The sequence below is a fragment of the Paractinoplanes aksuensis genome (assembly GCF_024137025.1).
Taxonomy (GTDB): Bacteria; Actinomycetota; Actinomycetes; order Mycobacteriales; family Micromonosporaceae; genus Actinoplanes; species Actinoplanes aksuensis.
Window position 1 is genome coordinate 1 of record NZ_JAMYJR010000034.1, and the last position, 14,231, is coordinate 14,231.

15 protein-coding genes are annotated in these 14,231 nt (G+C 71.3%); 6 read left to right on the forward strand and 9 right to left on the reverse strand.

What is annotated here, in order from left to right:
* Positions 1-82: 82 nt before the first annotated feature.
* From M1L60_RS31215 to M1L60_RS31230, 4 genes are all read right to left on the reverse strand, one after another.
* Complete coding sequence (locus M1L60_RS31215; RefSeq protein WP_253241126.1) at positions 83-382, reverse strand: hypothetical protein; 300 nt, start codon at positions 380-382, stop codon at positions 83-85.
* On the reverse strand, positions 373-783 hold the full coding sequence (locus M1L60_RS31220; protein WP_253241127.1) for a peptidoglycan-binding domain-containing protein: 411 nt from the start codon (positions 781-783) through the stop codon (positions 373-375). The genes M1L60_RS31215 and M1L60_RS31220 overlap by 10 nt, the downstream gene beginning before the upstream one ends.
* A gap of 50 nt (positions 784-833) precedes the next feature.
* Entirely contained in the window at positions 834-3,053 is a 2,220-nt protein-coding gene (locus tag M1L60_RS31225; protein ID WP_253241128.1) for a tetratricopeptide repeat-containing protein, read from the reverse strand.
* 103 nt (positions 3,054-3,156) lie between these two features.
* The gene (locus M1L60_RS31230) at positions 3,157-3,903 is read right to left on the reverse strand and encodes a S1 family peptidase (protein ID WP_253241129.1); all 747 of its coding nucleotides are present in this window, start codon (positions 3,901-3,903) and stop codon (positions 3,157-3,159) included.
* A 167-nt stretch (positions 3,904-4,070) separates the two neighbouring features.
* On the opposite strand from M1L60_RS31230, the gene M1L60_RS31235 reads away from it, so the two are divergent.
* The 3 genes from M1L60_RS31235 to M1L60_RS31245 are packed head-to-tail and all read left to right on the forward strand — an operon-like array spanning position 4,071 to position 6,901.
* Positions 4,071-4,742 (forward strand): hypothetical protein, encoded by a 672-nt coding sequence (locus tag M1L60_RS31235; protein WP_253241130.1) that lies wholly within the window; start codon positions 4,071-4,073, stop codon positions 4,740-4,742.
* 29 nt (positions 4,743-4,771) lie between these two features.
* Positions 4,772-5,437 carry an HAD family hydrolase gene (locus tag M1L60_RS31240; protein ID WP_253241131.1) on the forward strand — a complete coding sequence of 222 codons (666 nt, stop codon included), beginning with the start codon at positions 4,772-4,774 and terminating at the stop codon, positions 5,435-5,437.
* A gap of 42 nt (positions 5,438-5,479) precedes the next feature.
* Positions 5,480-6,901, forward strand: coding sequence for an MFS transporter (locus M1L60_RS31245; protein WP_253241132.1), 1,422 nt, complete (start codon positions 5,480-5,482; stop codon positions 6,899-6,901).
* Here the strand turns inward: M1L60_RS31245 and M1L60_RS31250 are convergent.
* The 3 genes from M1L60_RS31250 to M1L60_RS31260 form a co-directional block, all read right to left on the reverse strand.
* The gene (locus M1L60_RS31250; protein ID WP_253241133.1) at positions 6,898-7,281 is read right to left on the reverse strand and encodes a hypothetical protein; all 384 of its coding nucleotides are present in this window, start codon (positions 7,279-7,281) and stop codon (positions 6,898-6,900) included. The two genes, M1L60_RS31245 and M1L60_RS31250, sit on opposite strands and share 4 nt — an antisense overlap.
* A 128-nt stretch (positions 7,282-7,409) precedes the next feature.
* Complete coding sequence (locus M1L60_RS31255) at positions 7,410-7,742, reverse strand: hypothetical protein (protein WP_253241134.1); 333 nt, start codon at positions 7,740-7,742, stop codon at positions 7,410-7,412.
* Positions 7,743-7,819: 77 nt separating this feature from the next.
* Complete coding sequence (locus M1L60_RS31260) at positions 7,820-9,232, reverse strand: NAD-dependent succinate-semialdehyde dehydrogenase (RefSeq protein WP_253241135.1); 1,413 nt, start codon at positions 9,230-9,232, stop codon at positions 7,820-7,822.
* A gap of 78 nt (positions 9,233-9,310) precedes the next feature.
* Between M1L60_RS31260 and M1L60_RS31265 the strand changes: the two genes are divergently transcribed.
* The gene (locus tag M1L60_RS31265; RefSeq protein ID WP_253241136.1) at positions 9,311-10,177 is read left to right on the forward strand and encodes a LysR family transcriptional regulator; all 867 of its coding nucleotides are present in this window, start codon (positions 9,311-9,313) and stop codon (positions 10,175-10,177) included.
* Positions 10,178-10,235: 58 nt separating this feature from the next.
* On the opposite strand, the gene M1L60_RS31270 is transcribed toward M1L60_RS31265, so the two are convergent.
* Complete coding sequence (locus M1L60_RS31270; protein ID WP_253241137.1) at positions 10,236-11,246, reverse strand: DNA topoisomerase IB; 1,011 nt, start codon at positions 11,244-11,246, stop codon at positions 10,236-10,238.
* Between the two features lie 58 nt (positions 11,247-11,304).
* Positions 11,305-11,973, reverse strand: coding sequence for a GntR family transcriptional regulator (locus tag M1L60_RS31275; protein ID WP_253241138.1), 669 nt, complete (start codon positions 11,971-11,973; stop codon positions 11,305-11,307).
* A gap of 117 nt (positions 11,974-12,090) precedes the next feature.
* Between M1L60_RS31275 and M1L60_RS31280 the strand changes: the two genes are divergently transcribed.
* Together M1L60_RS31280 and M1L60_RS31285 are read left to right on the forward strand one after the other, a co-directional pair.
* Positions 12,091-13,143 carry a sugar ABC transporter substrate-binding protein gene (locus tag M1L60_RS31280; RefSeq protein WP_253241139.1) on the forward strand — a complete coding sequence of 351 codons (1,053 nt, stop codon included), beginning with the start codon at positions 12,091-12,093 and terminating at the stop codon, positions 13,141-13,143.
* A gap of 2 nt (positions 13,144-13,145) precedes the next feature.
* On the forward strand, positions 13,146-14,231 hold the full coding sequence (locus M1L60_RS31285) for a mandelate racemase/muconate lactonizing enzyme family protein (RefSeq protein ID WP_253241140.1): 1,086 nt from the start codon (positions 13,146-13,148) through the stop codon (positions 14,229-14,231).

Here is a 14,231-nt window from a genome sequence, read left to right on the forward strand (position 1 = left end):
CCCCCCTCTCCCCCCCCCCCCCCCCCCCCCCCCCCCCCCCCCCCCCCCGCCGCGCGGCCGCCCCCCCCCCCCCCCCCGCTTCTCAGTTCTCGTCAGCCGGCGGGTCGGGCGGGCCCGATCCGCCCCGTCGCACCGCGCCCCCGGCCACGATGCCGACGATCGTCCCGACGATCCCGGTCACGGCATCCTTGTTGACCTTCTCGTACATCCCCAGGGCGGTGATCACCGCTAGTGCGAGCAGCCCGATCAGCAGCTCCGCCACGGGGACCGGCCGGACCGACGAGCGGGCATACCGGACCGCCAGCGCGGCCACGATCAGCACGACGATCAGGAACGCAGCGACCGACAGCCCGTCCCGCAGGTCGGTGAACGTCAGCCCCACGGCGCGCAACCCGGGAGGCCGCCGCCCAGCGACCAGACCATCCGCCCGCCGGTGGCCGGCCCGTAGACCCCGTCCGCGGACGTGCCCACCGTGCGCTGGACGTTGATCAACGCGTTCCGCGTCTGGTTACCGAAGGCGCTGTCCACGGTGAGGTTCTGTCCGTAGCAATAGCGAAGGCTCATCTGGAGGGCCCACACCCCGCTCGAGGCGTTGCCGACGCCCATCACGCAGTTCTTGTTGCCGCTGAAGGTGGCGAACCGCGGCCCGATCGGGCCGCCGCTCTGGGTCGAGGTGTTGCAGTTGGGCAGGGCGGCCTGAGCCGGCGCCGGAGCGAGCACGACGGCGGATCCACCGGCGATGGCGGTGGCGACAGCGATGGCCCGAAGGCGTTTGGTCATCATGGATTCACCGTGCGCCCGGCTCGGTGCTTCGTCGTCTGAATCAGACAGAGTCAGACATCGTCGGGCTGCCGGGCCCGCCACGAGTCGAGATACGTCCGCGTCCGGCGGGCAAGCGGGTGCTCCGGCCCCAGCGACTGCGTCGCGTCCCGCAGCGCCCTCTCGAGGCCGGCGACGGCCGCGGCGATGTCCCCGGCGTCGCCCCGGCACTGGGCCAGGTTGCCCCGGGCCCCGAGGGTGTACCGGTGGAACGGGCCGAGGATCCGGAGACAGTCGTCCAGCAGCGCGGCGAATTCGACCGTCGCGACCCCGATCGCCCCCGCCTTCCAAGTCCAGAAGGCCTGACCGTTGCGGGCTTGCAGGGTGTACGGGTGGTCGGAGCCGTCCTGACGCTGCCGCATCGACACCAGGTCCCGGAATTCGGTCACCGCGCCCCCGGGGTCCCCGGCGCCGCCGATGAAGTGCGCGAGGTCCGCGCGCAGGGTCAGAAGGGTCGGGTGATCGGCCAGCCCCGCCTGGTGGTAGTCGCCGACCAGGTCGGTCAGCTCGCCGACAGCCGTCGCTGCATCACCGCCCATCCCGGCCCAGCGGGCGCGGTACATCCGGGCCGACAGAGTGAGCTCGTCGCCGCCTCCGAGGTGCCGGCCACAGTCGGCGATGAGATCGGTCGACCGGGAGCGGGCCGCGGCCCGCTCCCCACTGCTGCCGAGCCAGTACAACAGATCGTGCCGCAGTTCGAGGGCCGTCCGGTGCCCGGGACCGAGCAGCGACTCGGCGAGGGCGTACAGACTCTCGCAGTGCCCGATCGCGGCCTCGATGTCACCGGATTCCCCGGCACTCATGATGAACCGGTGCACCAGCGGATGGCCGCCGCCGGCCACCAGCGACCCGCCACAGTGATCGATCACCGCGCGGGCGTTGGTGCGCAGGTAGGGCGGGGCCACCTGCGCCGACCGTTCGTCCGGCCACAAGTCGGTCAACCCCTCGGCCGCGACACGGGCGATCCGGGCGAGCTCGGGCGCACTGAGATGTTCGCGGGTCACCCGATGCACGACGCGATGGAGTCCGATCTCGCGGAACGGTTCGTCGCGGTAGTCGACCAGGTTCAGCCGGCGCAGGCAATGCAGTCCGTCCTCCGCGCCTTGGGCGTCCACCCCGAGGTGGCGGGTCACCGCGTCGGTCTTCAGCATTGCCCCGGGAATGCCACTTGGGTCCAGCAGGCTGAGCAACTCGATGACCGGCCGGGCGACACCGGCCGGCTGCAAGGAATCGGCGAGTTCGACCGAGATGCTCCATGTCATCACCACGGACCCTGGTTGGCCGTCCGGCCGTGAGCCCTGTTCCGGGACGAGTGTGCTGAGCGGTGCCCCGGCCATCCGCTCCAGATATCCGGCACAGGTGAGCCGGCGGTCGATCTGGAAAGTGACCGCCTGGGCCAGCGCGAGCGGCAGATACCCGAGCGCCGCGGCCAACGCGGCCGCACCATCGGTGAGTCCGGCGGGACCGAGCCGTTGCTGGAGGAAGGCCAGCGACTCGGCGGGCGTGAACACACCGACAGGAACGAGGATCCGTCCGTGACCGTCGAGGGCGTCGTCGGCCCGGCGCGTGGTGACGATCGTGTGTCCCGACGGATGGCCGACCGGTGGGGACAGCCCGTCGAGGTCGCCCGGCACGTGCAGGTCGTCTATCACCACCAGCCAGCGCCGGCCGGTGCGGCCCAACCAGGCCAGGAACTGCTTCGCCGCCTCGGTCTCGCTGTCCACGGCGGCCCCGGTGATCTCGGCGTGCGCCGCGGCGTAGGACGCGACGATCGCGTCCCGCGACGTTCCGTCAGTCCAGATCCGCACATCGGACCCGAGGTCGTCCCACACGTGACGGGCAATTTGCGTCTTCCCCGTCCCGCCAGTGCCGGCCAGGATGTAGCACCCCGCGGCCTCGAGACCCATGACCCGCTCCTGGAACGCGCGCGCGATCGGCGGCGGATGACCGAACACCAGCTCACGTCCGCCGGCCGGCGCGTCGATCGCCGCATGCAGGTCCCGCCAACGCTCCAGTGTGAACAAGCCCGGATCGACGCCCGAACCCGCACGGGCCTTGCACGTCACGACATACCTGGCCACCGTGGGCCAGCGCGGTTTCCGGGAGCCGTTGAGCAGGTCGTCCAAGGCTTGGCGCGAGATGCCACTGCTGCTGGACAGCCAGACTTTCGTCGGCTCACCGACCCGCCGCCGAAGGTCCTGGGCCGCCTCGGCGAAGACGGCAAGCGCATCCACCAGTCAACGACAACACAGGCCGGCGCCCAGAACCAGTCGGCAACCGCGCCGAATCGAGTTGTGGCCCGCCACGGCGGTCGCGGCGGGCCACAACTCGTCAAAGTCAGACCGGGAGGCCGCCGACCTGGGTGTTGACCCAGGTGCGGATGGAGGGCAGGTCGCCGTAGATGGAGGGGGCGGTGGCGCAGGTGGAGCTGCTGTTGCCGGCGCGGCTGGTGACGCCGATCAGGTTCCAGCGGCCGCTCACCGAGCGGACCTGGGGGCCGCCCGAGTCGCCGTAGCAGGCGCCGGCGTTGCCGCCGGTGTTGTTGGTGCAGATCTCGTACGGGCCGTTGATGCCGGCGCAGCGGCTGTCGGCCACGATCGAGGTATTGAGCTGGTGGGCCACGGTCGGGGCGGAGCCGCAGCCGCGCGGGGCGCAGGTCTGGCCCCAGCCGATGATGCGGGTGGCCGTGCCGACCGCGCCCGACGTGGTCGGAATGGGTGCGGGCGCGTAGCTGACCGAGGACGCCAGTTCGAACAGCTTCACGTCGATGCTCGGGTGGCTGACCGCGCGGCGCACCGAGACCACGGTGCCGCCGCTGGTGCGGTTGATGCTTCCCACCCGTACGGAAGAAGGGGTGGGGCAGTGTTTGGCCGTGACCACCCAGTTCGCCTTGATCAGCGAGCCGGTGCAGCCGGACGTGTAGACCATGAACGGGTAGTTCTCGGTGGCGGGCTGACCGCCGACGACGTTGGTGCCCACGCCGGGGTCGGCGCTGGGCGCGGCCATCGCGGCGCCCGCCGGCGACAAGAGGCCCGCGGCGAGCACGGTGGCGGCGGTGAGCAGGGTCCGAGCGAGAAGGCGCATGGCGAATCGTCCTGTCTGACCGGTAGGGAATCGCTGCGGGCCGGTGGCCCGGCCACACGGTAGCCCTGAATAGACAGGCATCGATACATGTCACCTGGGGCCTATCGCCGCGTGATCGTTCCGGAACCCTCAAGCCGGCGCGGCGCGAGCCGATGGACCAACCCGACATGAGACTGCTCCGGATCGCCTGCATCGCCCTGACGCTCGCCCTCGGCGGCTCGTCGGTGGTCGGGCCGCCCCCGACCGGCCCGCGGCCGGCGCCCGAGGTGCCCGACGCCGCGCAGCGGCTCGCCATGAACGATCCGTCCGCGCCCCAGCCGGAATTGAGCGTGTCTAGCTTCGTGGTCGGCGAGGCCGAGCCGCCCGGACGATGCGTGTCGTCGCCCGGCCCGGCCGGCCGCCCGATCACGGCCCCGCTGGGCGAACCCATCGTCTATTTCGGCGCCAAGTACACGATTCAGGAGATCGGCGTGACCGGCCCCGGACCGGGGAACGTGTGGCTGGCGGCCCGGGTCGAGGTCACCAGCTCGGGTTGCCTCGGATCGGCCAACCTCTGGGACTTCCTCTTCACCGCCGCTGACGGCACGACCTTCCCACCGTCGCGCCAGGAACGGCGGGGTGAGTTCACCTGGTACGACATCCCGGCCGGGACCCGGGCGACCGGTCTGGTCTTCTTCGACCTTCCGGCGTCAGTGGTGGCCGGCGGCGCCGTAGGGCTGCGCGAGCCTCTGACCGTCGCGACCGTCCTCCGCCCGACGCCGGCCCGGCCGTACGGGCTCTGGCCCGTCCCGGCATCTCCTCCGACGGCCCTGCCCCCTGACTGTTTCGGTCGCCGCTGACTCGCGCCTACGACGACTATGGTGGGGCGGTGGAAGCCGTGGTCTTCGACCTGCTCTACACGCTCGTCCATCCTCGGGATTATCCCGGCGGCGTGGGGCGGGTGGGATGGCTGGCCGAACTGCTGGGCGTCGACCGGGCGTCCCTGAAAGCCCGGTGGGACGAGTTCGAGCCCGTGCTCGAGGCGGGCCGTGCGCCCGGCCCCGACCCCGAACTGACCTGGTTGCGCGGCGTCACCAAGGCCACCGATCTGAGCGGGGCCGAAGCCGACTGGGACCTGACCCGCCGCGAGGCTCTGCTGAATCCGCCCCCGAGCTCGGTGGCGACCCTGGTCGCGCTGCGCGACCGCGGCCTCAAGCTGGGCGTCCTGAGCAACACGCACGGCCTGGAGATGCGGGCCTGGCCCCGCTCGCCGTTGGCGCCGCTGGTCGACGTCGTCGCGTTCTCGCACGAGATCGGGCACATCAAACCCGAGCCCCAGGCCTACGCGTACGTGCTCGAACGCCTCGCGGTGCGGCCGGGCTCGGCCGTATATGTCGGCGACGGCAGCAACGACGAGCTGCTAGGGGCCCGGGCCGCCGGCTTCGGCCTGGTCGTCCTGGCCGAACAGGCCGCCACCCCGGACGCGCTCCCCCGGCTGCGCGCACAGGCTGACGTGTCGGTTTCGTCGCTGTTCGAAGTCGTCACATTGGTGTAGGCGCGCTGGGCTGTGCGGGCCGTTCGGGGGTAGAAAGCGTGGGTGCCCGAACTGAGTCCCCGCCGGCGTGCGCTGGTGCTGGCCATCTGTTGTCTCAGCCTGTTCATCGTCGGGCTGGACAACACCATCGTCAACATCGCGTTGCCGGCTCTGCGGTCCGACCTGGACACGTCGGTGTCGGGTTTGCAGTGGGTGATCGACGCCTACACGTTGGTGCTGGCCAGCCTGCTGATCCTGGCCGGCAGCACGGCCGACCGGGTCGGGCGGCGGCGCACCTTCCAGGCCGGGCTGGCGCTGTTCACGATCGGGTCGTTGTTGTGCAGTGTGGCGCCCTCGCTCGGATGGCTGATCGCGTTCCGGATGGTGCAGGCGGTCGGCGGGTCGATGCTCAATCCGGTGGCCATGTCGATCATCACCAACACGTTCACCGAGCCCAAGGAACGGGCGCGGGCGATCGGGGTGTGGGGTGGCGTGGTCGGGCTGAGCATGGCCCTCGGGCCGGTGCTGGGCGGCGTACTGGTGGATTCGCTGGGATGGCGGTCGATCTTCTGGATCAATGTGCCGGTCGGGGTGGCGGCGATCGTGCTGACTGCGCTGTTCGTGCCCGAGTCGCGGGCGCCGCGGCCGCGCCGGATCGACCTGGTGGGGCAGGCGCTCGTGCTTATCCTGCTGGCCTCGGTCACGTACGGGATCATCGAGGGGCCCGGCACGGGCTGGGGCTCGGCCGAGATCGTCGGCTGTTTCGTGCTCGGTGCGGCCGCGCTGGCCGGCCTGCTGCTGTACGAACCCCGGCGTACGGAACCACTGTTGGATCTGCGCTTCTTCCGGAGCGTCCCGTTCAGCGGGGCCACGGTGATCGCCGTGTCGGCGTTCGCCGCGCTGGCCGGGTTCCTGTTCCTCAACACGCTCTACCTGCAGGACGCGCGCGGGCTGTCGGCCCTGCACGCGGGCCTCTACACGCTGCCCATGGCCGCCATGACGGCGGTGTTCGCGCCGCTGTCGGGCCGTCTGGTGGCCGCCCGGGGCGCCCGGCTCCCGCTGATCCTGGCCGGCACCGCGATGACACTGGCCATCCTGCCGCTGACCCAGCTCACCACCACGACCCCGGACGCCGTGCTGATCGGCAGCTATCTGCTCTTCGGCATCGGGTTCGGGCTGGTCAACGCCCCGATCACCAACACCGCCCTGTCCGGCATGCCGCGGGCCCAGGCCGGGGTGGCCGCGGCCGTGGCGTCGACGTCACGGCAGGTCGGCGGGTCGCTCGGGGTGGCCGTGATCGGGGCCGCGGTGGTGTCCGGCTTCGACGGCTCGATGGCCACCGGTTTCGCCTCGGCCAGCCACACCGGCTGGTGGATCGTGGTCGGCTGCGGCCTGGCCGTGCTGACCCTGGGCGTGGTCACGACGGGCCGCCGGGCCCAGTCCACGGCCCGGCGCGTCGAGAATCCGGACGCCGTTCCGGTCTAGTCAGCGGTGAAGACGGCGATCGTCTGCCCCAACGGCGTCAGCATGAACAGAGCGAGGGCGGTCGTGAGCACGGCGGTGGCGATGCACCAGCGGTACAGCCGCGGGGGCAGGCTGCGGCGCAGGGCCAGCTGGGCGAGCGCGGTGCCGGCGACGAGCGCCGCGAAGATCGGGCCCAGCAGCGCGATGTAGAAGCCGGGCACCCCCAGCAGCCAGCCGGGCACGATCCACAACTCGGTCGGCGGGTACGCCCGGGGCGCCCACAGATAGGGCAGGACGGCCCCGGCCAGGTACGCCACCACGACGTACAGCTGCAGCCCGACCAGCCCGCGAACGGCCCCGATCGGCGCGGGGCGGTCGCTGGACGCTTCGATGGATGTCACAGGCACCTTTTTAGCCGAACCTCGCCACGCGCGGAAGACGGGGCCGGCCGGTCAGTTCACGCCGGAGGCGATCAGGCCGACGCCCGCCGCGAGCAGACCGATCACGAGCACGCCGAGGCCGATCCAGATCAGGGCGCCAGCCGGTTCGGCTGCTGCGGATCCTTGCTCGCGACCGAGAGGAAGAAGCCCGCGGGTACGAAGATGGCCGCGAGCAGCACCCCGGTCGAGAGAGTCGCCCACGGCTGGGCCACATCGTTCGACTGCACCAGCACCATCACCAGCAGGCCAAGGATGACCAGGACGCCCGCGTGCGCATGCCCGGCCCGGAAGAACGACTTCTGCAGCGGGTTGGCCGGGGCGTGCCCGCGGACGACGCGGAGCAGGAAGGTGCCGCCATAAGCGATGCCGATGACGGACAGCAGGACCGAGCCCGCGATGATCCGGTGGGTGTCGTCGAGCATGGGTCACGGCCTCTCAGTTCAGCGGATCGGGTGGACCCAGCCAGTTTCCGCCTGATCCGCCGATTCCTCAGCCCCGCTCAGACCGCCAGACCGACATACTTCGTCTCGAGGTACTCGTCGATGCCCTCGGCGCCGCCCTCGCGGCCGAAGCCGGACGCCTTGATGCCGCCGAACGGCGCCGCCGGGTGCGACACGATGCCCTGGTTCACACCGACCATCCCCGCCTCGAGCGCCTCGCTGACCCGGACGGCCCGCGCCAGGTCCCGGGTGAACACGTACGCCACCAGGCCGAACTCGGTGTCGTTGGCCCGCGCCACCGCCTCGGCGTCGTCGGTGAAGGTGGCGATGGGCGCGACCGGCCCGAAGATCTCCTCGTGGTTGAGCGCGGCCTCCGGCGGCACGTCGGTGAGCACGGTCGGCGGGTAGTAGTAGCCGGGCCCGTCGACCGGCGCCCCGCCGACCAGCGTCCTGGCGCCCAGCCGGACCGCGTCGTCGACCAGCTCGGCCACCTTGGCCCGGGCCCGGGCGTCGATCAGCGGGCCGACGTCCTCGCCCACCCGCAGGGCGGCCATCCGGTCGGCGAAGCGCGCGGTGAACTCGGCCGCCACCGACTCGTGGACCAGGAAGCGGTTGGCCGCCGTGCAGGCCTGGCCCATGTTGCGCATCTTGGCCGCCATCGCGCCGTCGACCGCGGCGTCGAGGTCGGCGTCCGCGAAGACCAGGAACGGCGCGTTGCCGCCGAGTTCCAGCGAGAGGCGCAGCAGCTGCTCGGCCGACTGCTCCATCAGCAGCCGCCCGATCGGGGTCGAGCCGGTGAAGCTGAGCTTGCGCGTGCGAGGGTCCCGCACGAGCGGTTCCACCAGTTCCGCCGTACGTGTGGTGGTCACGACATTAAGTACGCCGGCCGGCAGACCCGCCTCGCGCAGCAGGTCGGCCAGGGCCAGCATGGTCAACGGGGTCTGGGTGGCCGGCTTGACCACCATCGTGCAGCCCGCGGCCACCGCGGCCCCGATCTTGCGGGTGCCCATGGCCAGCGGAAAATTCCACGGCGTGATCAGCAGGGCCGGCCCCACCGGCTGCCGCATGGTCAGCAGCCGGGACGCGCCGTCCGGGGCGGCCGACCACGTGCCACCGGCCCGCACGCTCTCCTCGGCGAACCACCGGAAGAACTCGGACCCGTACGCGACCTCGCCCTTCGCCTCGGCGAGGGGCTTGCCCATCTCGGCCGTCATCAGCTCGGCGAACTGCTCGCGGCGCTCGGTGAGCAGCTCGAACGCGGCCCGCAGGATCTCGCCGCGGGTGCGGGCCGGGGTGGCCGCCCACTGCTTCTGGGCGTCGTGGGCGGCGGTCAGCGCGGCCAGCCCGTCGGCCGGGGTGGCGTCGGCCACCGAGGCCAGCACCTGCCCGGTGGCCGGGTTCTCGACGTCGACGGTCGCGCCGTCGCCGGAGTCGCGCCAACTGCCGCCGATGAAGAGGCCCCTGTGCGTCATGCCTTCCAGCCTCCGCAGCCGGGTGCCATGCTGTCCAATACTTGAAAAGCCGCGGCACGATGCTCGGGAGGCATGGGCGTGGAACTCCGACCGTTGCGCTACTTCGTGGCGATCGCCGAGGCCGGCTCGGTCACGGCCGCCGCGGCGGCCCTGCACCTGACCCAGCCGTCGATGTCCCGCCAGGTGCACCAACTCGAACGGCAACTGGGCATCGACCTGTTCGTCCGCGACGGCGGCCCGTTCCGGCTCAGCGCGGCCGGCAGCGAGTTCCTGCCCCTGGCCCAGCGCCTGCTCGCCCAGGCCGAAGCAACCTGGGAAACGGCCCGCGCCATCGCCGCCGGCCGCCTGCAACGCCTGACCATCGCGGCCCCCGGCACCACCCTGACCGACGTGGTGGCGCCGTTCCTGGCCACGCTGACCGGCGACGACCCGATGCCCGCGGTGTGGGAGGAGGTGCCGGCATCGGTCTACGCGACCCTGGGCCGCGGCGCCGACCTGGCCATCGGCACAACGCTGTGGCCCTCGACCTGCGTAGGCATCCCGCTGGCCGAACTGCCGGTCTGGGCGTACGTGCGGCCGGACGACCCGTGGGCCTCACGCGACTCCGTCGGCGTCGCTGACCTGGTGACCCGGCCCCTGCTGGTGCAGACCCGCGACTTCCACCCACGCCGGGCGCTGGACCAGACGCTGGCAGCGACCGGGGTGGCGTACGGCCCGATCCACGAGTTCGCCTCGGCCGAGGTGGCCCAGGCCGTAGCCGCCTCCGGCCGCGGCGTGGCCGTGGTCTCCGACGACCCCCGCTTCGACCTGCGCCCCCTGGCCATCCAAGGCGTACGGATAAGCCTCTACGCCGCCTGGGAACCCCACCACCACGGCGCCGACACCATCCAAGCCATCGCCGAACGCCTACGCACCTTCTGCGCCACCCGCTACAACCTGACCTGACCCCCGGCGCGCCCCACTCCGGGCGCGGCCTTCCGCCGGGCTCGGCCTCGGGCGCGGTCTACTCCGGGCGTGGCAGCAGGGCCAGGGTGGCCGCCTGTACTGCGGGGTCGCGCCAGAGCACGGCGAGGCGGTCGTCCCCCACTCGTCCGGCGGCATCGCGAACAGCGGCGGCGATGGTGTGACCTCTGTCGAACGACGTGAGCACCGCCGGGTGGATGTAGGAGGCTCGCGCCACGGCCGGCGTGTTGCCGAGCAGCCGGCTCGCCGCGCGCACCGCGGCCAACTGCGGCGACTTGCCCTTCTCATCGTGCCGGGCCCCACCCAGGGCGGCCGCGGCCAGCACAGTGCCGGCCCAGGTGCGGAACCGCCGGGCCGTGGCGTCGATCCCCGTGTACGTATGGATGAACGCATTGACGTGCGAGCTGTGCACCCGCTGCCAGCCGCCGTCGTCGCGGCTCCAGGCCAGGAACGCCGGGTCGTCATCGCCGCGCTTCAGCAGCCGCCGGGCCCACGGTGCCAGCACCGGATCGTCCACCTCGACCACCCGATGCAGATGTTCCTTGGCCGAGTAGTCGAACGTGACCGTTTCGCCGCTCACGTGCACATGATGCCGCTGAAGGGTGGTCAGCCCGTACGTGTGATTGTCCCGGGCATACCGCTCCGAACCGACCCGGAAGAACCCGAGGTCGAGCAACCGCACGGCCGCGCTCAAAACGTGGTCGCGATCGAGCGCCCGCCGATGATTGGCCAGCCCACCGTTGACGTGCTCCCGCAGCGACGGCAGAGACGCCGCGAACCCCGGCACGTGAGCGAACTTGTCCCGCGACCGGCTCTCGGTCCACCAGGCCGCGTACCGATACTGCGTCCGGCCCGCACTGTCCACGCCGACCGCCTGCACCTTGGCCTCGGGATCGACAGCAATCCAGACGTCCCGCCAAGCAGGTGGGACCGCCAATGACTTGAGCCGCGCGACAACGTCGCCATCGGTCACCGGCCGACCGACCGGGTCCACGAAGTCGCCGCCGCCCAGCCGCCGATAACCGGGCGGACGAGGGTAATCGCTCGTCATGCGGCCCACGGTAGGCACCCACGAGCCCCGGCTACCAGCGCCGGCGAAGTCACCCTGATCACTCGTCGAAGGCGACCAGGTGGCGTTCGCGGGCCCGGGTCAGGTGCAGGCGCATGGCGGACTCGGCGGTGTCGGGGTCGCCGGCCTGGACGGCAGCGGCGATGGCCCGGTGTTCCTCGTTGGTGACGGCCGTCTGGGAGTACGGGAAGTAGCGCCGATGCAGGTGCAAGTGGGCATGCAGGCGGTTGATCGAGTCGCGCAGCAGCGGGCTGGTCGCGGCCTGCGCCACCAGGTCGTGCAGGTGGGCGTCGAGGGCCGTGAACTCGGCGTGCCAGGCCCGGTCGTCGCCGGGCGCGATGATGCGGGCCGACTCGGTCACCAGCTCCGCGCGCTGGGCCTCGGTCGCCCGGGACGCCGCCCAGCGGGCCGCCGCGCACTCCAGCAGCAACCGCATGTCGAACATGTCGGCGAACTCGGCCCGCGTGAGCAGCGGACTCACCGTGTACCCGGCCAGTGGGCGTTTACGTACGAGCCCCTCGGACTCGAGCCGGGCCAGCGCCTCCCGCACCGGCGTCGGTGAGACGTCCAGTTCGCGGGCGAGCGCGTCGATGTTGACCCGGTCGCCGGGCGGCAGGGTGTGCTCGAGCACGGCCGACCGCAGCGACGAGTAGACGTCGTCGCCGAGGGTCGAGCGTTTGAGCGGCGGCAGCGGCGCGGGGCTGGTCATGGCCACCATCCTGGTGTTTCGCAGGGATTTCGCAATCGTGTCTTGACTGCCCTCGATGTGAGCGAGTACACATCCAGGAAAGATCCTATAGGATCTACGAAGCCGAAAGGAACCCGCATGAAGCGGTCCCCGTTCCTCCGCCTGGGCCTGGGCGCGGCCGCCCTGGGCCTGCTCGCCACGGCCGGCTGCACCAAGAAGGCCGACAACGAAGACACCGCTGCCGCTGGCGGCAAGACGGCTGACCAAGTCCGCGTCGCTCTCGTCCCCGGCGGTGCCCACCCTTATTTCCAGCCCTGGAAGACGGCCGCCGGTGAGGCCAAGAGCGAACTGAAGCTCGGCGACGCCACCTTCAACGAGACCTCGGGCTGGGACCAGACCAAGCAGAACGACGTCATCAAGTCTCTGGCCGCGCAGGGCTACAACGCGTTCGGCATCTTCGGCGTGGCCCCCGAGAACATCAACTCCACGTTCGAGGACCTCAAGCGCCAGGGCTTCGCGGTCGGCTCGCTGGCCTCGTGCCCCGCCGGCGACGTCAACAAGGCCGACTTCTGCCTCTCCACCGACACCGGGGAGGCGGCCTACAAGGCCACCAAGGCGGCGATCGAGGCGATCGGCGGCAAAGGAAACCTGGTCCACCTGACCGGCAACAAGGTCGACTCGAACACCCAGCGGCGCATCGCCGGCGTCGACAAGGCGGTCGGCGAGACCGGCGGCCAGGTCAAGGTGATCCAGGTGGTGACCGACATCGACACCGACCTGCAGACCGCGCAGAAGGCCGTGGCCGACCTGCTCGCGGCCAAGGGCACCCAGATCAACGGGATCGTCACCACCGCCTACAACCCGGCGGTCGCGGCGGCCGAGGGCGTCAAGCAGGCCAAGCTGCCGATCAAGGTGATCGCCATCGACGACGACAAGACGATCCTCGACGGCATCAAGGACGGGTCGGTCTCCGGCACCGTGCTGCAGAACCCGACCGGGCAGGCGCTCGTGGGGTCGTACGCGCTGCTGAAGCTCTCCGAGGGCTGCACGATGGCCCAGCCCGGCGTGGTCGTCGACTCCGGCTCGTTCATCGTGACCAAGGCCAACGTGGACAACTACGAGACCGACCGCAAGGCCAAGACCGACGAGTTGCGCTCGGCGTTCGACGGCCAGTACCTGACGTGTAAGTGACCATGGCCGTCATCACCCAGGCCGAGGCCTACCTCATCGACCTCGAGGTCGAGACGGTCCGCACCGACGCCCTGCAGACCTTCGTCAAGCAAGAGACGATCTTCGTCGAGATCCGCACCGACGACGGCGGTGCGGGCGTCGGCTACAGCTACACGATCGGCACCGGCGGCACGGCGGTGCTCGCGCTGCTGCGCGACAACCTGCTGGCCCGGCTCGTCGGGCAGGATCCGCGGCGGGTGGAGGCGATCTGGCGGGACCTGTTCCTGACGACGAAAGCGACAACGGTCGGCGCCATCACCTCGCTGGCGCTGGCCGCGGTCGACACCGCCCTGTGGGACCTGCGGTGCCGCGCCGCCGGCCAGCCACTCTGGTTGCTGGCCGGCGGGGCCAAAGACCGCATTCCCTTGTACGACACCGAAGGCGGATGGCTGCACCTGAGCACCGAAGATTTGGTACGGGGGGCGAAGGACAGCCAGTCCGCCGGGTGGCCCGGTATCAAGATGAAGGTGGGCCGCTCCCCCGCCCAGGACGCGGAACGCCTCGCGGCCGTCCGGGCGGCGGTCGGCCCCGACTTCGACGTGATGCTCGACGCCAACCAGTCGCTGACCGCGTCCGACGCCATCCGCCGGGCCCGGCTCCTCGAGCCTTACGACCCGTTCTGGTTCGAGGAGCCGCTGCCCGCCGAGGACGTGGCCGGGCATGAACTGGTCGCCGCGTCGACCTCGATCCCGGTGGCCGTCGGCGAATCGATGTACGCCCCCGGCCAGTTCGCCGAGTACCTGCGGCGCGGCGCGGCCGGGGTCGTCCAGGTCGACGTGGCCCGCATCGGCGGCATCACCCCGTGGCTCAAGGTGGCCCACCTGGCCGAGGCGGCCAACGTCACAGTCTGCCCGCACTTCCTCATGGAGCTGCACGTAAGTCTCTGCTGCGCGGTGCCGAACAGCCGCTACCTCGAACACATCCCGCAGTTGCGCGCGATCACCCGCGGCGAGATCGGCCTCGCCGGTGGGCACGCGCTCGCGCCGTCCACCCCCGGTCTCGGCATCGACTGGGACCGCGACGCGATCGACGACCGGAGAACTCATTGA